The sequence below is a fragment of the Ciceribacter azotifigens genome (assembly GCF_048159625.1).
GTDB lineage: Bacteria > Pseudomonadota > Alphaproteobacteria > Rhizobiales > Rhizobiaceae > Allorhizobium > Allorhizobium azotifigens.
Window position 1 is genome coordinate 75,876 of the sequence record NZ_JBLQTA010000017.1, and the last position, 17,030, is coordinate 92,905.

Consider the following 17,030-nt stretch of genomic DNA (forward strand, 5'->3'; position numbering starts at 1 on the left):
CGCTGCAGCTCAGTCCGACATCGAAGAAAGGGACGGAAACAATGACCGAGGTCACGATCACCTACTGCAATCCGTGCGGATACGGAAAGCGAGCAGTCGAAGCGGCCGATGCACTCCGACGCGACCTGTCCGTCACCGCGAATCTCGTAGCCGGAAAGGGCGGCATCTTCGAAGTGCGCGTCAACGGCGAGGTCGTGGCCAAGCGCATCAAGGGGCACTTTCCGGATGCCGCCGAAATCGTCGCATCCGTCTCGGCGGCGCTGAAATAGCCGGGCATGCGAGGAACGGCCGTCCGGACGCCCGGCGCCAAGGAAGAATCATTGGCGGCCGTAAGCGGGCAGTCAAAGGTGCTCACGGCTTCGTCGGAAGATGACTTTTCAGGTGCCGGCAACAGGTGACGCGATCAGCCGAACGTGACCGCGTCAGCAGGTCGGCTATATTTCGCCGGTGTGTTCGCCCCGCGCCGGATAGTCGTTCTTGACGACGAAATCGACAGCCTGAACCATTTCGCGGAAGTTCGGGCGGGCGAAGGGCATCGACTGCACCGACAGATAATAGATCGAACCGTCGGGCCGTATCAGGAAGACGCCGGGCTCCGAGAACAGCGCCGGCTCCTCGATACCGATCGACGTCGTGCCGCGTGAGGCGGAGATGTAGAGCCCCCATTGACGTGCGACGGACAGGTCGAGGCCGTAGCCGAAGCGAAGGTTTTCTGCGCCGACCTTCTCGGCCATCCGGCGCGCCCGCTGCTCTCCGTCAGAACTGATCGCTATCGTGGTGACACCGCGCTCGGCAAAGGCCGGAGTCTGCCGCTCCAGATCCGTCAGATAATTGGTGCAGATCGGGCAGTGCAGGCCGCGATAGAAACAGACGAGAGAGAAGCGCTGAGGATTGTCTGCTGCGAGATCGAACCGACCGCCGTCGATCATGTCGACGACGAGTTCGGGAGCTTTCTGACGGGGAACAAGCATGCGTGGTCCTTTCTTGTGTCAGGGACGTTCATCGGCCCATTGCAGGGCGTTCCCCTTTTCCGATATTATTTGACATGACAAATCCGAATAACATGATTGAAAGTCCCATGTTCGCCAAACGCGATCGGCTCGCCGCCTTCTTCGAAGCCTATGAGTTGACGGCCGTGATCGTGCCTTTCGACGCACGGAAGGTGTCGGCCAATCTCGCTGTCACCGGTCGCGACGGTGTCGCGGAGCGGGTGATCCTTTGCGCGCAAAGCAATGTCCTGGCGTCCCTTCCCGACGAGCCGCTGGCGGCGGCAGTCATCGACTTCGGTGGAGTCGCAAATCCGCTGGTAAGTGCCCTACCGGAGCAGATCGAGATCGCGCTCGGGGAAGGATCGACACTCCTGCCACTTGTCGAGGCCTTCGTTCGCGAGGCGCAAGACAGTCGCTGCGGGCGGCAAGCCGCGCTGGACCGCCTCTGTGAACTCGTCGTCCTCCTGGTGCTACGCGAGGCGATCGATCGAGGCGCCACGGCGCCGGGCCTTCTTGCGGGCCTTGCACATCCGACCCTGCAGCGTGCGCTCACAGCGATACACGATGCGCCCGCCAGGTCCTGGCGCGTCGGCGATCTGGCTGTGATAAGCGGTTTGTCACGAAGCCGCTTCATGGCGCTCTTTCCCAAGGTCGTGGGGCTGACGCCGCTCGCCTATCTGACTGCCTGGCGCCTGGCGCTTGGTCAGCGGCAATTGATGCGGGGCGACCGCGTCAAGGCCGTGGCCCGGCGCGTGGGCTTCAGCAGCGCCGAAGCCTTCTCCCGTGCCTATTCGCGAAGGTTCGGCTTTCCTCCAGCTGCCGCACGTACAACGGAGCAACAAGGCTCGTAAGCGCCGCGGCGGCGCACATCGACCTAGAGCTGAGCTCGAGGACGCCAGTCGACGGGCAGGTCACGATCAGTCGTCGATCGTCCGCCCTGGAAGCTCATTTCTTCGCGGCTTGTCATTTTGACATGGCGCGCTTGCAGGCCTCCGCTCGCTGGAAAGACGCCCACACCGCTGCGTGCCGCGTGTTAGCGTTGCCGCTTCGCCCGCATTTCCTGCACCAGCCGCCAGTTTTTCCCCTGGTCGACCGAACGCTCATTGCACCAACGAAAGCTGTCTGGCGTTATGTCCCGGTAGACCCACCGGGTCAGCGACCCGGAGGCATCGACATCGGCCAGTTGTATGATCTCGTCGCCGACCTTGCGAGCAAGCTGCCGGGTAATGTATCCGCCCGGAGGGTTGATCCAGATGATGTGCCAGGCGTCGATCTTCGGATCGTAGACCCGTAAGGTCGTCGAATAACGGTTCCCGGCTTCGGACCAACGGACCTCGGTACCCTTCCTCACTGGTGTGATCCAGAGATCCTGGATTGCGCGCCCTTCGAGCACCCAGTCGAAACGAATATCCCATCGGGAATGGGTTACGGTGCCGTCCGCCGCGAATTCATCTGTTTCCGCCAACCAGTCGCCAACGAACTGTCCGTAGAGCATAAGTTGTTCGGCATGTTCGGCGGCCGGCCCACTCGCCGCGAGGCCTTCGAGAAAGCTGCGGGGGGTTGAGTTGATCGCTGTCTCCATCGGCTCACCACTTTTCTGCGCAAACTGATCTCACGTGATCTTCCGCCTTCGTCGGAAGGCAAAGCCATTTTCGGGGCCGGTGGCCCGGTAACCCAATGCGTTGCCGAGGCATTCCACGATCGCCTTCGCGTGGCGCCGGTCAGGATCCTTGTCGGGATCGTATATCGTGACGTCGACGCCGATGACCGGAACATGGCGTATCAGGAGGGACACGAGCCGGGCCACCTGTTCGAAATCCAGCCCCGGTTCCCCCGGCGAATCCACGGCGGGCATGACGGTTTCGGCAAGGACGTCCACGTCGAGATGCAGCCAGTAGCGCGAAAGGTCACGACGCGATGCCCATGCCGCGACGCCTTTTGCGGTCGACTGCATTCCCTCTCGAAGCATGTCCTGAACGATGATCCGATTGATCGCTGTCTCGCGGATGTCCCCGTAGTGCCGGGCGTAATCCGGAGAGAGAGCCTCGCGTTCACCCATCTGCGTCACGTCCTCGTCGCGAACGAGAGGTCCGTCGATACCGGGCCATTCGGTGAGTAACTTCTCCCCACGTCCTGTTACGAGCGCGAGGTCCATTCCTGCCGCGGTCCCGAGGCGGCTCCGCACATCGTAGTTTCCAGGATGGAAGAAGTCGCTATGGCCATCGACATGAAGCAGGCCGACACGGTCCTGGGCTCTGGCGCCTGCAAGGCAGCCGAGCAGGATGCTGCAGTCTCCGCCGATGACGACCGGGAATTTGCCGTCGGAGAGGCGCGCCTGGACGAGATGCGCCAGGTCGAGACTGTAGTTGCGAATCGCATGACCATTGCGGATGCGCGTATTTTCCTCCGCATTGAACCGATATGCGGGACGCGGCAGCCACTCGACCTCCGCTGCCTCGATGGCGGCCTGCAGCCCCTCCGACAGCAGGACGAGCGGCGATTCCCAGGTTCCAGGCTCCCTGCCGCCTGCCTCGGGGCGCAGGCCAAGGTTGCTCGGAGCGCAGATGATCATCTTGCTTCCCATCATTTCGGAATGACTCCTCGCCGGGCGCTCCGCGCCACACCGCCTGCTCCCGAGTTTCATCGTAACCGGTATGATGAGTTTAGTCGGTTACAACACACTGTCAACCGTTAATGGATCATTTACCGGTTGAATGAAGGGGCATCTTCGGTCAAGCTCGTGTCCGCGAATCCAGACCAAGAACGGGGCGATCTGCATGACCGGAAGACACCTACTGATCGAACAGCACCAGTTCCGCGAAGGCGATTTCGTCGGCGATCATCCGGCCATCGATTTTGTCAACACGGTCACCGGATGGGACGCGCAACCCAGAGACTGGATCCCGGATTACGCCGCGCTCGTGGACTGGGCCCGGATCAGGGGCATCGTCACCGAGGCAGATGCGGCTCACCTTCAGGAACTCGCCAACGCGTCGCCGCGCGCAGCGGTAACTGCCCTGATGAAGGCCAAGGAACTACGTCTGGCCATGCACGGGCTCTTGACGGCGCGGGCCGACGGCACAGTCCCCCGAACGGACGATCTCGCTGTGGTCGAGCGGATGTGGCGAGGCTTCAACAGCCGTTGCGAGTTGGCGATCGACCCGTTGACAGGAATCCAAATCCGGGCAGGAGATACCGGGCTCGACGTCATATCCATGGCGTTGACCGACACCTTTGTCCGGCTCGGCGAGGATTTTATCTCACCCCGCCTCAAGCGCTGTGCAGGCGTCAATTGCGGCTGGTTCTTCTTCGACAGGTCAAAGCCGGGTCGCCGCCGCTGGTGCGACATGGCCACGTGTGGCAATGCGGCGAAATATGCCCGCCATCGCAAACATCATTCCGCGTGAACGAGGGCAATATGAAAACGATCCGAACGAAGCGGCTGTTATTGCGTCAGTGGCGGGAGAAGGATTTCGGGACCTTCGCCCGGTTCTGGGCCGACCCCGACATCATGACCTTCGTCGGCGGCCCTATCCCGCGTCAAGACGCATGGCGCAGGATGCTGTATTTCATCGGTCATTGGCAGCTACGCGGATTCGGCTTCTTCGTCGTCGAGGACAATACGACCGGGGAATTGGTGGGCTACTGCGGAGCTCAGCGCCCGGTCGACAAGCTTGAACCTGAGTTGGGCTGGGGCATTCTCCCACAATCCCAGGGGCGGGGCTTTGCGACCGAAGCCATGCACGCCGTCCTCGGCTTTGCATTCAGCGAACTTGGCTGGACGACGGCGATAAGCCTCATTGCCGACGACAACCTAGCCTCTCGTGCGGTCGCGAGGAAACTCGGAGGCTCGGTCGAACGCTACACCGATATCGACGGCAGCCGCTGCGGAGTGTACCGGCACATATTTCCACATCATAATGCTTCCTGCTGAGAACTTGCTCGGGATTGAAGTAGACCCACTATTGCCGACTAACGGCTGCAGGAATCCGAATAACGACGCGCGCAAAGCGCAAAGTTGAGACTGCCGCACTGAACCTGTCGACCGCAGACAAGAATTGCGATGGCAAGCACTCGGGTAACCGCCACCGTCGCGGCCAGATGCTTACCGGTCGCAGCAAACCGTGTCGGATTGTCAAGGGTACGCGATTCCTCACAGCCCAATCTGACGAACACAAATGGGAATCGACATGACGAACGATGCCGGATCAATCATCCATGCGCGATTACACAATGGAATGACACTGCCCGTGGTGGATGTGACAAACCCCGTATTCCGGATCGACGAAAGCCCGGCTAGTCTCGATAGGCTGCGCGCATCAATTGTGGCTTCGGTCAGTCGGCCCGCTGCCGAGCGTGCGGCCACGCCTGGGCCAATGCCCGAACTTCTGCTGCGGATGTTCGCCCCGCAGGCGCAATATCTGGACGGGTTGGCGACCTACCTCCTCAAAATCGGCGCAGACAATCTCCCCGCGCAGTTCGATACCGAAATCGAACGCCGCCTAGCTTCCTCCCCGAATGCCTTGGCGCTGCGGATTCGCTTGCAGCAGGTGTCCCGTCTCATGGCAAGAGCGCTAAGAAATGCTCCACCTTCCGCGTCGCTACGCCTCCTTGCAATCGGAGGCGGCACGGCAGTCGAAGCCTTGAATGCGTTGATCATTCTCAAGGGCGATGCTGGGACCACGATTCCTAATGTCGCAGTCGACGTGCTGGATATCGAGGATACAGGGATACTCCTCGGCAAAGCGGTTCTCGCCGCATTATGCGAAACGAAAGGGCCTCTGGTCGGAATTGCCGCGACTATGACCTTCGTTCCCTATTCATGGGACCAGCCTTCTTCCTTGGCATCTGCACTGCACGACCGGAAGATCGGAGGAGAATATGTCTTGGCTTCATCCGAAGGCGCCCTGTTCGAATACGGTTCTGACAGAGCGGTGATCGCTAATCTATCGCTTTTGCGCGAGGCTGGTGCGATCCCAATTGCCGGCAGCGTTATTCGGGACGATGCCACCGGGCAGGCAATGGCCGCTCGAAGCCCTTTCCCGCTGAAGGCGCGCGGTCTTCGCAACCTCGAGTCGCTGGTTAGCGCCGCGGGCTACCGGATTTCTGACGCGATAGAAGGAGTGGCGAGTGACCAATTTCTGCTGAGGGCGGATTAGGCCGCATGTCGGTGAACGCCGACATGGGTCGAGTCGATCGCGACGCATCGCCATTGTGAGTGCCGGGTCCGATCTGGCGAACAGAGACCCCTATCCGGAAGCAGAGTGCAGTATTCCACCCGCTCCCGCGTTAAGTCGTGTCAGGCAGCTTCGAGCAGCCCTTCGGCAAGCCTCGGCAGCACGACGTCGCGCCAGCCCGGCCCCATGTTCTCGAATGCAAAGCGGTGCCGAGGATTCTCAAGGTCGAAACCGCGATGTTCGAGCCTGAGGATCGTCGCCTCGCCCTGAGGAACGACCTCCCAGTGCAGTTCGAAATCGCCGAAGGTGTAGGCCAGTCTGCGCCCCTCCTCGACGGCGATGACACGGCACGGGATCATCCCCCATTTTTCCATATCCATCGTGAATTCGTGGCCTTCAACCGGCGCAATGTTTCCGGGCCGCCACCAGCGCGCGATGCCGCCCGGCGTTGAAATCCGTTCCCATACGCGCGCCGGTGACGCCTTGATGACCTGTTCCACGGTCACGGTTCTCAATTTCATTCGTTCGTCTCCTCGAGGTCCCTCGCCAGGTTCGCGAGGCGCGCCTTCCAATAGTCTTCGTAAGGAGCAAGCCAATCGCGAAGCGCGACCAGCGGTTCGGCGTTGAGCGAATAGATCCGTTCCCTCCCAGCCCTGGTTTCTCGGACAAGCTGCGCCTGACGCAGGACGCCCAAATGCTCGGACACGGCTGAACGGCTGATGTCGAAAGCCTCCGCGATCGATCCGGCACTTCTTTCCTGTGAAAGCAGGAGCATCACCACCTCCCGGCGGACAGGATTGGCGAGCGCGGAGAAGACTGCTTCGTTCATCATGACTCTAACATGTCGGAAATTTCCGACATGTCAACATGTTCCGACATATTCCGCGACTCTTTCATCGAGGCCTCAGTACGACTGCAATGAAGGAGATGACGACGAAGTCCTCGATCGTGTCCCATGGCGTGGTGCAGCTTCGGCGCTCGCCGTGCTCTCCGGACAGAGCCGGTAACGTGTCAGCTTGCCACTGGCAGGTGGATGAGCGGATCATCGCTCATCGTGGCGATGGTCTCAAGTGCGATGTAGCGGGACGCTGGACGGCCCATTCGTCATTTTGTTCAAGCAATAGCGCACCGACCAGGTGCACGATGGCATCATCATTGGGAAAGATGCCGACGACCTCCGTTCAGCGCTTGATCTCGCCATTCAATCGCTCGATAGGTTAGTGCTGTGATGCTTGGTCCAGTGCTGCCTGGGAAATGTCATGTAGGCGAGCACGTCCTGCTCGGCGCTGTCCATAGGGGTTGCGAGTTTCGGCACCTTCGGCCTGATTTGGTCAGCGACATTGCGCCATTGGGTGCTTGCGGCCTCCGGCGTGTCCTGGGCAAAGGCGGTGGCGATGAAAGCGGAGACGACACTCCGTCCGCTCTCTCCGGCATGTGCCAAGGCATGCGCATGAAGTGGACCCTGCAGCGCTGCCACGTGGTAGAGAGCACCTTCGAGACGGCGGCCTTGATCCCTCATTCGCATCGGAGATGACGAGCTTGACGCCGCGCAGTCCCCGCCTGGTCAGCTTGCGCAGAATTTCCGTCCAGATCGGCTCTGCCTCGGATGTGCCGATCTCCATGCCCAATACCTCTCGGCGTCCGTCGGTGTTGACACCCACCACGATGATGACGGCGACGGAGACCATGCGCCCACCCGGATGACGCCATCGTTTGGAAAGGCGACGAGCGCTCGGCCCGCTCTTGCCCTCACGAAACCCACATGGTAGATACTGAACCTGATGGTTCAGTATTCTCAAGCCCGCTTTGATGCCACTTTCGCGGCGCTGTCGGACGCCAGCCGACGCGGCGTTCTGGAACAGCTTGCTCGCGAGGACGCGTCGATCACGGAGCTTGCCGACAAGTTCCACATGACGCTCACCGGCATGAAGAAGCACATCGCCGTCTTGGAGCGGGCTGGGCTCGTCACCACGGAGAAGATCGGGCGCGTGCGGACCTGCAGCCTCGGTCCGCGTCGGCTGGCGGAAGAGGCGGCATGGATCGAAAGATACCGACAACTTTGGGCGGCACGTTTTGACGCGTTGGACGAGATCGTCGAGGAATTGAAACAGAGGGAGATGGTTGATGACCGCGAAAAATGAAAGTGGCCCGAACGCTGCGGCGAACCGCACCGTGGTGGAACGAACGTCCGAGCGCGAACTCATCGTCAGGCGGAGCTTCAACGGCCCGGCGCGCCTCGTTTTCGAGGCATGGACCACGCCCGAGTTGCTCATGCGCTGGTGGACGCCCAAATCGTTCGGACTGACCTTTATCTCCTGCGAGCTCGATGCGCGGACGGGAGCCGGCTACAGTTTCGTGTTCGGCCACCCTGATTTTGACCAACCCATGACGTTCTTTGGCCGCTACATCGACGTGTCACCGCATTCCCGCCTCGTCTGGACGAATGAGGAAGGTGCCGAAGACGGGCCCGTCACCACGGTGACGTTCGAAGAACAAGGCGCACAGACCTTGGTCGTCATGCTCGACCTCTATCCCTCGAAACAAGCGCTCGACGGTGCCATCGACTCCGGGAGCACGAGCGGGTTCGGCGAGTCGTTCGAACAACTCGATGATCTTCTCATTGCGCGGGATCCGGGCATGGGTCGGTCATCGGATCTTTAGCTTGGCGGCATCCGATATCCGTCACGTCCCAAGCATTAGACATTCACGGAAATATCCTGGGTGTCGAAATACAGGTGCCCGGCGCAGGCCGGCCGTTTGGCTGACAACCCGAAAGGCCATCGTGATTATGAGAAGCGTATGGATTGCAGCCGGTACGACGATTATCGGTGGGGTGGCCATAGGCGAAAACTCGGTTGTGCCCGCGGGTTAGGTCGTTGCCAGAGACGTCCCCGCGAATATCCTTGTCGGAGGAAATCCGACACGGATCATACGTTCGATTGGCGATGAAGGAAGGAAAAACTACGAAGGAACGCGGCCGGAACTTTGAACGGAGACGAATACCGGCGACAGCGGATGCGCAAGCCGGGGCGCCAGATCATGCGCCCCGCTCCACGACCCCGTCCGTAGTAGTTTGTGAGGCAGCTTCGAGCAGCCCTTCGGCCAGCCTCGGCAGCACGACGTCGCGCCAAGCCGGCCCCGTGTTCTCGAATGCGAAGCGGTGCCGGGGATTCTCAAGATCGAAACCGCGATGCTCAAGCCTGAGGATCGTAGCATCCTCCTGAGGAACGATCTCCCAGTGCAGTTCGAAATCACCAAAGGCGTATGCCAATCTTCACCCCTCCTCGACAGCGACGACACGGCAGGGAATTATCCCCCATTTCTCCATGTCCATAGTGAACTCATGCCCTACGATTGGGGCAATGTTTCCGACGCGAACCAGGCGCCCGGATCAAGCATTCCCATATTCGGCCGCAAGTTCACGACCTCCCGTGCTCGTGGCCAAGCGTGTATCGCCAACGCAATTTGGAAGATCCTCTCGAAATGCAGCCGTCTTACTTGGCGGCAACGTGGACGTGCGTATCGCTCGCGTCAGGATCGCCAAAGCATGCGCGGCTCGCTGGTTCTCCAAATGGACTTGATCTTGATCAAGGCAGAGTAAAGCAATATGTGCGCATATACTAATTTAAAGATGCGGAGGAGTGTTCCTATGAAACGCGTTATAATTTTTTCTATGCTCGTTATTCTTGCAGGGTGCATCAGTAGCACCAACGAGAAGTACGTGAACGTGCCCGGTCATGCGTATAAAACTGATCCCAATTGCAAGCGAACCAAGCCACCTTCCCAATTCGATGAGCGTTGCGACTGTCCGCGCGCGGGTTTCAAGGGTTTTAGCCCTTCTCAACCCTGCGACTACATGTGAACCGAGCCGACGGAAGTTGCGAGACGCTGACTGACACGCACTGTGCATACGGAAAGCATCATGCACTCTCTGTTCAAGGGATTGGGGAGGTTTTTTCGAGACGCGGCAAAGCCCACCCTGATCGCCGGGAGCTTTCCATCGCTTTTGGCTCGGCCGGCGAGGATGATGCAGCCACCGAGGCCATGCTTGCACGCCTCGTCGGCGAGAGAGCACGTCTCGCCGTCGTCACGCGCGGCTTAAAGGGGCGACAGCTTCATTGCCGGTTTTCTCTCAGGTTACGTCGCCGAAATGGATCTGATCACCTGCCTGGAACAGGGGCGAAGAGTTGCGACGACGACGCACGGCCATCTCGGCGGCTTCCCTCAACAACTTCGGGCAAAGGGTCATTGGTTCGTCAATCCACCAATGTGCAAGTTCAGATGGCGCGATCATCGGCGCTCAGTCGAAGCCGGACGGGACACGACCGAACTGCTCGACCAGGAAGTCGACGAAGACGCGGATCTTCGGCGCAAGGTGCTGACGCGAGGGATAGACCGCGTAGTGTGTGACCTCCGCGGTCTTCCAATCATCGAGGGCAGACTGGAGCCGTCCGTCTTGCAGGTCCTTCGCAACATAGGGAAGCGGTATAAGGCTGGCGCCGAAACCGCCGCGCAGTGCGTCCCGGACGGCGAGGCTCGACGTTACCGAGTAGCGCGCCTGGACCGCGATCCTTTCGGTGCGGCCATCCTTTCTGAATTCCCAGGTGTCGGCATTCGCGCCAAATGGGAATCGGATGTGGTCCAGCCTCCTCAGGTCGGACGGTGTTTGTGGCTTTCCATGCCGCCTGAAATAATCCGGAGCGGCGCAGAGCACATGCGGCATGACCGCCAGCTTTCTGGCAACGAGGCTTGAGTCTTCGAGATTGCTGCTGCCGCGTATTGCAAGATCGAATCCTTCACGAACGATGTCGACGCGGCGGTCATCGAGATGCAGTTCGAGCTTCAGGTCCGGGTAACGCGAGAGGAACTCCGGAATCGCTTCGGAGAACCGAACGAGCGCGACCGTCATGGGCGCACTCACGCGCAGCGTGCCGGATGGCGACGTCCTGACAAGCGAGAGCGCCTCTTCCGCTTGGGTCAGCGCGTCAAGGCCGCGGGTGACGTGATCGAGATAGGTCTTGCCTTCCTCGGTCAGCGCCATGCGCCGCGTCGTCCGGTTGATCAGGCGCACCCCCAGATGGGCTTCGAGTTCCGCCAGATTTTTGCTGATGGCGGGCGGCGAAAGGCCGAGCTTGCGGGCTGCACCTGCAAAGCTGCCCAGTTCTGCCACCTGTCGAAAGACCTGCAATGCCGTGAAGCGGTCCAATTGATTATTCCCTGTCAGATAAGAGTCTCTTTTCCCATCAACGTATTCTATCCCGAACGTGAATTCTCTACCTCTGCTGCAACAGTGTCAGGGAATTTCTCACAATGCCCCATCCAATGATCCCTCTTATCGAGCAGCGCGTTTCGGCCAATCATTTTGACGTGTCTCACAGCCTCACGGACGCCGAGATCGGCGAGCTCGTTCGGCTCGCCACGCGCGCACCAACGGCCTACAATCTGCAGAACTGGCGGTTCATTGCAGTCCGCACAGCAGATGCGAAAGCACGACTGCGCAAGCAGGCCTACGGCCAAGCCAAGGTTTCCGACGCCGCCGTCACATTCATCATCTGCGGTCAGGCGCCCGACCACACCGCCCTTGCCGACCGGCTGCGCCCATTCGTCGACGCAGGACACATGCCGCAGGGCATGGCTTTCGGTTGGCAGGAGAATGTCAGGGCCCAGTATTCCGAGCCCCGTGCCGCCCGCGACGAGGCGATACGTTCGGCTACCCTTGGCGCGGCGACGCTCATGTATGCCGCCACCGCGATGGACCTCGCATCGAGCCTCATGGGCGGCTTCGACGCCGAGGCAGTGGCACGTGAATTCTGCCTCGCCCAGAATGAGACGCCCGTAGTGCTTCTTGCGGTCGGGCGCGCCGCACCGGGCAACTGGCCACAGAAGCCGCGCCGGCCGCTTTCGGAGGTTCTGCTGCTATCATGAAGACCAATGCTTCCGACCTTGCCACGACGGCGATCGCACCCGTCATCTGGGGCAGCACCTATCTCGTCACGACCGAATTCCTGACGGGTTTCTCCCCGATCACCGTCGCCATGCTGCGGGCCTTGCCCGCAGGCCTGATCCTGATGATGATCGTACGGAAATTGCCGAGCGGGATCTGGTGGCTGCGCGCGTCGGTGCTCGGCGCCCTCAACATCTCGATCTTTCTCGGTATGCTGTTCGTCGCCGCCTACCGGCTTCCCGGAGGGGTTGCCGGCACCGTCCTCTCGTCGCAACCTCTTATCGTCGTTTTTCTGAGTTCCTTCCTGCTTTCCAGCCCGGTGCGGCCGTCGAACATCATCGGCGCGCTCGTCGGGATGGGCGGCGTCGCCCTGCTCGTCCTGACGCCGAGCGCCGCGCTCGATGCGATCGGCGTTGCCGCCGGTCTCGCCGGCGCGACATCCATGGCGCTTGGAAGCGTCCTTGCTCGCAAGTGGCGGCCTCCGGTGTCGCCGCTCATCTTCACCGCCTGGCAACTGACTGCGGGCGGGCTGCTTTTGCTTCCCGCAGTTCTGCTCACCGGACAACCCATTCCTGTTCCGACAATCGCCAACGTTCTGGGTCTGGCATGGCTCGGTCTCATCGGGGCGGCTCTCACCTATGCCCTCTGGTTCCGAGGGATCGGACGATTGCCTCCCTCGGTCGTATCGTCCCTCTTGTTCCTCAGCCCGCTGACCGCGGTGCTGTTAGGATGGAGCCTGCTCGGACAGACGCTGACCGTGCTTCAGATTGTCGGCATCGCATTGGTCATCGGCAGTATCTGGCTCAGCCAGCGCACGAAGACCTGAACTTGCCGCACATTCACGACACGACACGTTTTCTACCATGTCATCGGCGAGGAAGCCGGAGGAAAAGCGTTTGCACGATCGAGGTCGCTGTGGAAGTTTACAGAGCTGACATCTGCCGGGAAGCGCTGGGAACACATGCATTGCTTCGCGAAAATGGCCATGCTGCTCGTTTTGGCAGCGTCCCCCGGCACCACGTCGGCGGACGGGTTCGATGAACTCTATAGCGCCAGGACGATCGTCACCGGGCAGGGCGAAAAGAACCTGGAGACGGGCTTCCGGGATTGTCTCGATCGTGTGCTTGTCCGGGTGTCGGGCGACCAGCGCCTCACCCACCGTCCCGAGATGAAGGCGCTGCGGGAACGCGCCGGCACCTTTGTTCGATCCTTCTCCTATCGTGACCGCCTGGCCGGGAGACCAATCCGTGACGAGCAGGGCACCTACGACCGCCCGCACGATCTGACGTGTCGCTATGATCCGGGTGTCATCGACGAATTGCTCACCAGTCTTGGCAGTCGTCCCTGGCGCGACGCGCGGCCGTCTCTCGCCGTATTCCTCGATGTCCAGCGAGGAGACTCCCTGTACAGCGTTTCGCCTAACGACCCACGCGATGCCGCAATGCGTGAGTCCTTCGCGCTGGGTGCCGAGCCAATGGCCATGCAGGTCTCGTTTGTCTCAAGCGCCGATGGCGAACCCTGGGCGTTGGGACCTGGCGCACCGGAACTCGCCCGCGCCGCAAAGGCAGCCGGCGCGGACCTCGCCCTGGTGGGCAAGCTCATGTGGAGCGATGCCGATCTCGGCTGGACCGGGACATGGCGCCTGGCCGCAGGAAAACAGGAACACCTCTGGACAGTTCGCGGCGTCAATTTCGACGAAGCCTTCCGCGTCGCCGTGCGCGGCGCGGCACAGATCCTTTCCGGCAACGGCTCTCCGTAAGGCCCGGCAAGGCGATTTCCAACAGGAGAGACGCTCTCATCACCTCCAATCAATCCATCGATCTGCATCGGTTCATCCGCGGCAATTTCTCGCTCGGCCCCGCAGCGACTGTCCCGGAGATCTCGCTTTATACTGCCGGCCCGAGAAGCGGGCTCTGGCGCCTCGCCGAGCACGACGACGCGTTCGGCGCACCCTATTGGGCCCATCTATGGGGCGGGGGATTGGCACTGGCACGGCATGTCCTCGACAATCCGACATTGGTATCGGGCCGGCGGGTGCTCGATCTGGGCGCCGGTTCCGGCATTGTCGGTATCGCGGCGGCGAAGGCGGGGGCATCGGCGGTCGTCTCGGCTGACGTCGATCCCTATGCAATGGTCGCGATCGAACTCAACGCCGAGGCCAACGCAGTCTCGGTCGAGACTCGGCTCGGCGATCTTTCGACCGAGCCCCTGCTCGACTTCGATATCGTGCTGGTCGGCGATCTCTTCTATGACGAAGTGCTTGCCGCGAGGATCACGGCTTTTCTTGACCGATGCCTGGCTTCGGGCGTGCTCTCCCTGATCGGCGATCCCTGCCGGGCTTATCTGCCAAGGTCGCGGCTCAGACTTCTCGCCGAATATCCCGGCCCGGATTTTTCCACGTTGACGCTCGACCAGGGCAGTACCAATTCCGTCTTCCTGTTTGAGCGTGACGCGCCCAACCCGTGATGGGCAAGCGCTACTTTGACGGAGGCGCTTTCCGCGTGTCTCAACCACGCTAAAGATAAACTCCCTTCCACCTCCCATTTGTCCACGCACATCGCTTGGAGCAGCGGTAACTGCGCTCGAACCGCAGCTCAAACCGCCGCGATGTGATACATGGACGATCGCGGGACTGTGAGCGCGGAGGCTTGAAGTGAACCCACGACAGTTGAAAACCTTCCTCATCGTCGCACGACTCGGCAATGTCACTCGGGCCGCCGCGGAAGCGAACCTTGCCCAGTCGAGCTTGAGCGACCAGATGCAGTCTCTCGAGCAGGAGCTGGGCGTCCAGCTCCTAGAGCGCAGTCGCCATGGCGTGACGCTGACGCCGGCCGGGCAGGCGATGAAGACCTATGCGGAGGAGATTTTGGCGCTGAACGACGAGGCACATATTGCCGTCCGCGCCGCTGCCTGTCAGAGCGAGCGGACCCTTGCGATCGGGACGCTTGAAACCATCGCGGCCGAAAAACTCGCAGCCTTTCTCCTGCGCTTCCGGGAGGCACATCCTGAGATCGGCCTGACACTGCGGATCGGCGGCAGCGCCGAACTGCAGCGCTGGCTGGACGACAGTTCGATCGACCTCGCGATCACCTTCGATCGCGGCCAGCAAGACGGGCGCTTCGTCACCCGTCTGGTATCGCACGAACCGCTTGCGCTCATTTCGGGCGGCAACGCCGATGCTCCGTGCTCCGCAACCCTCGCCGACCTGAACCAGTTGCCCTTCATCGCAACCCAGGACGGCTGTGTCTACCGCCGCCTCTTCGATGCCGCCTTTGCCGACGCGGGCGTTGAAGCACCACGGGTAGCGACCGAGGTCGACAGCATCGCGACGATCATCAGGCTTGTCGCGGCCCGCGCGGGCTACGGCCTGGTGCCACGTCTTGCGATCGGCGCCTACGCGAAACACAACGACATCTGCGAACTGCCCTGGCCGGGCAAGGTACCGACGGCTTCGCTGATCATGGTCTGGCGCCGGCGGCGAATACAACCACCGGCGCTTTCGCTGCTGCTCACAGCAGCGCAAAGCGAGTTGCGACCGGTCAGACCAGCCGATGTCCGCCTTCGACGTGAAGAATAGTACCGGTGGCAAAACCGTTACCGATCAGGAAGCGGATCGCATCGGCAATGTCTTCGGGCTGGCCGACCCGACCGACCGGCAGGCGTTCGGCCATCTCGCCAAGCCTCGCCTTCGCGGCATCGCCCGCGACAAATTTCCAGATAGGGGTTGCTACCCATCCTGGCGAGACGGCATTGATGCGAAGGGGCGCGAGTTCCACGGCAAGAGCTCGCACCAGCCCCTCTAGTGCGGCGTTCACGGCTGCGACGACCGAGCCGCGCGCTGCAGGCCGGTAGGCCGCCACCCCCGATGTATAAGTGATCGAGCCTGAGGGCGGCAGACGAGCTGCACCGTGTTTGGCAAGCAGCAATGGCCCGTAGAACTTGCTTTCCACCACCCGCTGCGCCGCGGATATCTGGAGATCCGGCAACAGCTGATAAGCCCCATCAATATCGGCCGCCGTGCTGACGATATGATCGAGCCGAGGATGATCGGCGAAGAAGGCGGCAACCTCACCTTCGCGTGTCAGATCAAGGACTGCGGTACGCAATGCCGGATGGTCGTCGAGCGCCTCGCGGGCGGCTTCAAGCTTCGCCGCTGTACGACTCGCGATGGTGACATGCGCTCCCTCGGAAAGCAGCCGCCGCGCAAGCGCCAATCCCATGCCGGAGCTCCCGCCAACGATAACGATTTCCGCGCCTTCGATCCTGGTATCTGTCATGTGCATCTCCCGTTTTCGACGGAGAGCAGATGCCTTGTGCCGTGCGGCAAGGAAAACGGAAGTATCCGATCATGCCTTCGGATTCTCCGATGACAGCGCGGTCATGACTCCGAATGTGTCGGCTCCGACGAGGTTTTGCGTGATGCGCCTAACGCGACGTCGCTTGCGGTCTGACGACCGAAGAACCTCGAATAGCAGATCCCGGCGGCAGTGACTGTGATTGTGCCTGTTTCCGGACGACTTTCCAATCGAGTGAAGACGGCGTGGCTTTGCGCCGTTGCCTGCTCACTGCTTACCGTCGCCCTCGCGAGCTTGGCTTTCATACCAGGCAAACCGCAGGGGCGATCGGGATCCAACGCTTGACTCCAGATCATCGCCGGACCGACGGATCAAATTGCCCCTATGGCCTTGTCGATCCGCGTGCCGGCGCGACCGTCCAGGATGGCGATGGCATCCTCCAGCCGGCCAATTCCGGTGAAGCCGCCGGTGTCGGCGAAATCACCGGCAGCGAAGATCTTCGGGCCCATTGAGCCTGCGGGCGCGCCAAAGGCGCGGGCTTCGTCCGGGGACATATGGACAATCGGCTCGGCGCTCGCGCTGCCAAAGCCGCGGTAGACCGCGTCCACATCGGTCAGCAACAACA

Annotated in this window: 20 protein-coding genes and 2 pseudogenes; 12 read left to right on the top strand and 10 right to left on the bottom strand. The window is 61.2% G+C overall.

All coding sequences use genetic code 11. The features are described 5' to 3' along the window. Positions 1 to 41 precede the first annotated feature (41 nt). Positions 42 to 269 carry a SelT/SelW/SelH family protein gene (locus ACM6UT_RS19685; RefSeq protein WP_416799047.1) on the top strand — a complete coding sequence of 76 codons (228 nt, stop codon included), beginning with the start codon at positions 42 to 44 and terminating at the stop codon, positions 267 to 269. Between the two features lie 165 nt (positions 270 to 434). On the opposite strand, the gene ACM6UT_RS19690 is transcribed toward ACM6UT_RS19685, so the two are convergent. After that, positions 435 to 971 carry a peroxiredoxin-like family protein gene (locus tag ACM6UT_RS19690; RefSeq protein WP_416799048.1) on the bottom strand — a complete coding sequence of 179 codons (537 nt, stop codon included), beginning with the start codon at positions 969 to 971 and terminating at the stop codon, positions 435 to 437. 107 nt (positions 972 to 1,078) lie between these two features. On the opposite strand from ACM6UT_RS19690, the gene ACM6UT_RS19695 reads away from it, so the two are divergent. Continuing rightward, positions 1,079 to 1,840, top strand: a complete 762-nt coding sequence (locus ACM6UT_RS19695) for a helix-turn-helix transcriptional regulator (protein WP_416799049.1) — start codon at positions 1,079 to 1,081, stop codon at positions 1,838 to 1,840. A 182-nt stretch (positions 1,841 to 2,022) separates the two neighbouring features. On the opposite strand, the gene ACM6UT_RS19700 is transcribed toward ACM6UT_RS19695, so the two are convergent. Continuing rightward, the gene (locus tag ACM6UT_RS19700) at positions 2,023 to 2,571 is read right to left on the bottom strand and encodes a hypothetical protein (protein ID WP_416799050.1); all 549 of its coding nucleotides are present in this window, start codon (positions 2,569 to 2,571) and stop codon (positions 2,023 to 2,025) included. 30 nt (positions 2,572 to 2,601) lie between these two features. Continuing rightward, on the bottom strand, positions 2,602 to 3,576 hold the full coding sequence (locus ACM6UT_RS19705) for an arginase family protein (protein ID WP_416799051.1): 975 nt from the start codon (positions 3,574 to 3,576) through the stop codon (positions 2,602 to 2,604). A gap of 190 nt (positions 3,577 to 3,766) precedes the next feature. On the opposite strand from ACM6UT_RS19705, the gene ACM6UT_RS19710 reads away from it, so the two are divergent. From ACM6UT_RS19710 to ACM6UT_RS19720, 3 genes are all read left to right on the top strand, one after another. Continuing rightward, on the top strand, positions 3,767 to 4,396 hold the full coding sequence (locus ACM6UT_RS19710) for a CGNR zinc finger domain-containing protein (protein WP_416799052.1): 630 nt from the start codon (positions 3,767 to 3,769) through the stop codon (positions 4,394 to 4,396). An 11-nt stretch (positions 4,397 to 4,407) separates the two neighbouring features. After that, positions 4,408 to 4,923 carry a GNAT family N-acetyltransferase gene (locus ACM6UT_RS19715; protein WP_416799053.1) on the top strand — a complete coding sequence of 172 codons (516 nt, stop codon included), beginning with the start codon at positions 4,408 to 4,410 and terminating at the stop codon, positions 4,921 to 4,923. Between the two features lie 256 nt (positions 4,924 to 5,179). Next, entirely contained in the window at positions 5,180 to 6,148 is a 969-nt protein-coding gene (locus ACM6UT_RS19720; RefSeq protein WP_416799054.1) for a hypothetical protein, read from the top strand. 140 nt (positions 6,149 to 6,288) lie between these two features. Here ACM6UT_RS19720 and ACM6UT_RS19725 read toward each other — a convergent pair whose 3' ends face one another. From ACM6UT_RS19725 to ACM6UT_RS19735, 3 genes and pseudogenes are all read right to left on the bottom strand, one after another. After that, positions 6,289 to 6,687, bottom strand: a complete 399-nt coding sequence (locus ACM6UT_RS19725; RefSeq protein ID WP_416799055.1) for an SRPBCC family protein — start codon at positions 6,685 to 6,687, stop codon at positions 6,289 to 6,291. Next, complete coding sequence (locus ACM6UT_RS19730; protein ID WP_416799056.1) at positions 6,684 to 6,995, bottom strand: ArsR/SmtB family transcription factor; 312 nt, start codon at positions 6,993 to 6,995, stop codon at positions 6,684 to 6,686. Before ACM6UT_RS19730 ends, ACM6UT_RS19725 begins: the two co-directional genes overlap by 4 nt. Positions 6,996 to 7,177: 182 nt before the next feature. Then, a pseudogene (locus tag ACM6UT_RS19735) lies at positions 7,178 to 7,863 on the bottom strand (IS256 family transposase); the annotation flags it as partial. Between the two features lie 84 nt (positions 7,864 to 7,947). On the opposite strand from ACM6UT_RS19735, the gene ACM6UT_RS19740 reads away from it, so the two are divergent. After that, entirely contained in the window at positions 7,948 to 8,307 is a 360-nt protein-coding gene (locus tag ACM6UT_RS19740) for an ArsR/SmtB family transcription factor (RefSeq protein ID WP_416799057.1), read from the top strand. Then, a complete protein-coding gene (locus ACM6UT_RS19745; RefSeq protein WP_416799058.1) occupies positions 8,291 to 8,827 on the top strand; it encodes an SRPBCC family protein in 537 nt (178 codons plus the stop codon). The genes ACM6UT_RS19740 and ACM6UT_RS19745 overlap by 17 nt, the downstream gene beginning before the upstream one ends. 376 nt (positions 8,828 to 9,203) lie before the next feature. On the opposite strand, the gene ACM6UT_RS19750 is transcribed toward ACM6UT_RS19745, so the two are convergent. Together ACM6UT_RS19750 and ACM6UT_RS19755 are read right to left on the bottom strand one after the other, a co-directional pair. Then, complete coding sequence (locus tag ACM6UT_RS19750) at positions 9,204 to 9,437, bottom strand: hypothetical protein (RefSeq protein WP_416799059.1); 234 nt, start codon at positions 9,435 to 9,437, stop codon at positions 9,204 to 9,206. A gap of 1,029 nt (positions 9,438 to 10,466) precedes the next feature. Continuing rightward, the gene (locus ACM6UT_RS19755) at positions 10,467 to 11,372 is read right to left on the bottom strand and encodes a LysR family transcriptional regulator (protein ID WP_416799060.1); all 906 of its coding nucleotides are present in this window, start codon (positions 11,370 to 11,372) and stop codon (positions 10,467 to 10,469) included. A 104-nt stretch (positions 11,373 to 11,476) separates the two neighbouring features. On the opposite strand from ACM6UT_RS19755, the gene ACM6UT_RS19760 reads away from it, so the two are divergent. From ACM6UT_RS19760 to ACM6UT_RS19780, 5 genes are all read left to right on the top strand, one after another. Next, positions 11,477 to 12,091, top strand: a complete 615-nt coding sequence (locus ACM6UT_RS19760; RefSeq protein ID WP_416799061.1) for a nitroreductase family protein — start codon at positions 11,477 to 11,479, stop codon at positions 12,089 to 12,091. Next, complete coding sequence (locus ACM6UT_RS19765; RefSeq protein ID WP_416799062.1) at positions 12,088 to 12,936, top strand: EamA family transporter; 849 nt, start codon at positions 12,088 to 12,090, stop codon at positions 12,934 to 12,936. The genes ACM6UT_RS19760 and ACM6UT_RS19765 overlap by 4 nt, the downstream gene beginning before the upstream one ends. A 159-nt stretch (positions 12,937 to 13,095) precedes the next feature. After that, on the top strand, positions 13,096 to 13,869 hold the full coding sequence (locus tag ACM6UT_RS19770) for a DUF2066 domain-containing protein (RefSeq protein ID WP_416799063.1): 774 nt from the start codon (positions 13,096 to 13,098) through the stop codon (positions 13,867 to 13,869). Positions 13,870 to 13,988: 119 nt separating this feature from the next. Continuing rightward, complete coding sequence (locus ACM6UT_RS19775; RefSeq protein ID WP_416799067.1) at positions 13,989 to 14,576, top strand: class I SAM-dependent methyltransferase; 588 nt, start codon at positions 13,989 to 13,991, stop codon at positions 14,574 to 14,576. Between the two features lie 187 nt (positions 14,577 to 14,763). Continuing rightward, positions 14,764 to 15,687, top strand: coding sequence for a LysR family transcriptional regulator (locus ACM6UT_RS19780; protein ID WP_416799064.1), 924 nt, complete (start codon positions 14,764 to 14,766; stop codon positions 15,685 to 15,687). On the opposite strand, the gene ACM6UT_RS19785 is transcribed toward ACM6UT_RS19780, so the two are convergent. Both ACM6UT_RS19785 and ACM6UT_RS19790 read right to left on the bottom strand, forming a co-directional pair. Beyond that, positions 15,650 to 16,387, bottom strand: coding sequence for an SDR family oxidoreductase (locus ACM6UT_RS19785; RefSeq protein WP_416799065.1), 738 nt, complete (start codon positions 16,385 to 16,387; stop codon positions 15,650 to 15,652). The genes ACM6UT_RS19780 and ACM6UT_RS19785 overlap by 38 nt on opposite strands. A 389-nt stretch (positions 16,388 to 16,776) precedes the next feature. Beyond that, positions 16,777 to 17,030 (bottom strand): annotated as a pseudogene (locus tag ACM6UT_RS19790) (carbamate kinase); the annotation flags it as partial.

Coding starts and splice junctions, on each gene's coding strand:
- ACM6UT_RS19710 (WP_416799052.1), top strand. CDS start 3,767: ATGACCGGAAGACACCTACTGATCGAACAGCACCAGTTCCGCGAAGGC.
- ACM6UT_RS19785 (WP_416799065.1), bottom strand. CDS start 16,387: ATGACAGATACCAGGATCGAAGGCGCGGAAATCGTTATCGTTGGCGGG.
- ACM6UT_RS19685 (WP_416799047.1), top strand. CDS start 42: ATGACCGAGGTCACGATCACCTACTGCAATCCGTGCGGATACGGAAAG.
- ACM6UT_RS19760 (WP_416799061.1), top strand. CDS start 11,477: ATGCCCCATCCAATGATCCCTCTTATCGAGCAGCGCGTTTCGGCCAAT.
- ACM6UT_RS19725 (WP_416799055.1), bottom strand. CDS start 6,687: ATGAAATTGAGAACCGTGACCGTGGAACAGGTCATCAAGGCGTCACCG.
- ACM6UT_RS19690 (WP_416799048.1), bottom strand. CDS start 971: ATGCTTGTTCCCCGTCAGAAAGCTCCCGAACTCGTCGTCGACATGATC.
- ACM6UT_RS19715 (WP_416799053.1), top strand. CDS start 4,408: ATGAAAACGATCCGAACGAAGCGGCTGTTATTGCGTCAGTGGCGGGAG.
- ACM6UT_RS19695 (WP_416799049.1), top strand. CDS start 1,079: ATGTTCGCCAAACGCGATCGGCTCGCCGCCTTCTTCGAAGCCTATGAG.
- ACM6UT_RS19730 (WP_416799056.1), bottom strand. CDS start 6,995: ATGAACGAAGCAGTCTTCTCCGCGCTCGCCAATCCTGTCCGCCGGGAG.
- ACM6UT_RS19765 (WP_416799062.1), top strand. CDS start 12,088: ATGAAGACCAATGCTTCCGACCTTGCCACGACGGCGATCGCACCCGTC.
- ACM6UT_RS19770 (WP_416799063.1), top strand. CDS start 13,096: ATGCTGCTCGTTTTGGCAGCGTCCCCCGGCACCACGTCGGCGGACGGG.
- ACM6UT_RS19740 (WP_416799057.1), top strand. CDS start 7,948: ATGGTTCAGTATTCTCAAGCCCGCTTTGATGCCACTTTCGCGGCGCTG.
- ACM6UT_RS19745 (WP_416799058.1), top strand. CDS start 8,291: ATGACCGCGAAAAATGAAAGTGGCCCGAACGCTGCGGCGAACCGCACC.
- ACM6UT_RS19720 (WP_416799054.1), top strand. CDS start 5,180: ATGACGAACGATGCCGGATCAATCATCCATGCGCGATTACACAATGGA.
- ACM6UT_RS19700 (WP_416799050.1), bottom strand. CDS start 2,571: ATGGAGACAGCGATCAACTCAACCCCCCGCAGCTTTCTCGAAGGCCTC.
- ACM6UT_RS19705 (WP_416799051.1), bottom strand. CDS start 3,576: ATGATGGGAAGCAAGATGATCATCTGCGCTCCGAGCAACCTTGGCCTG.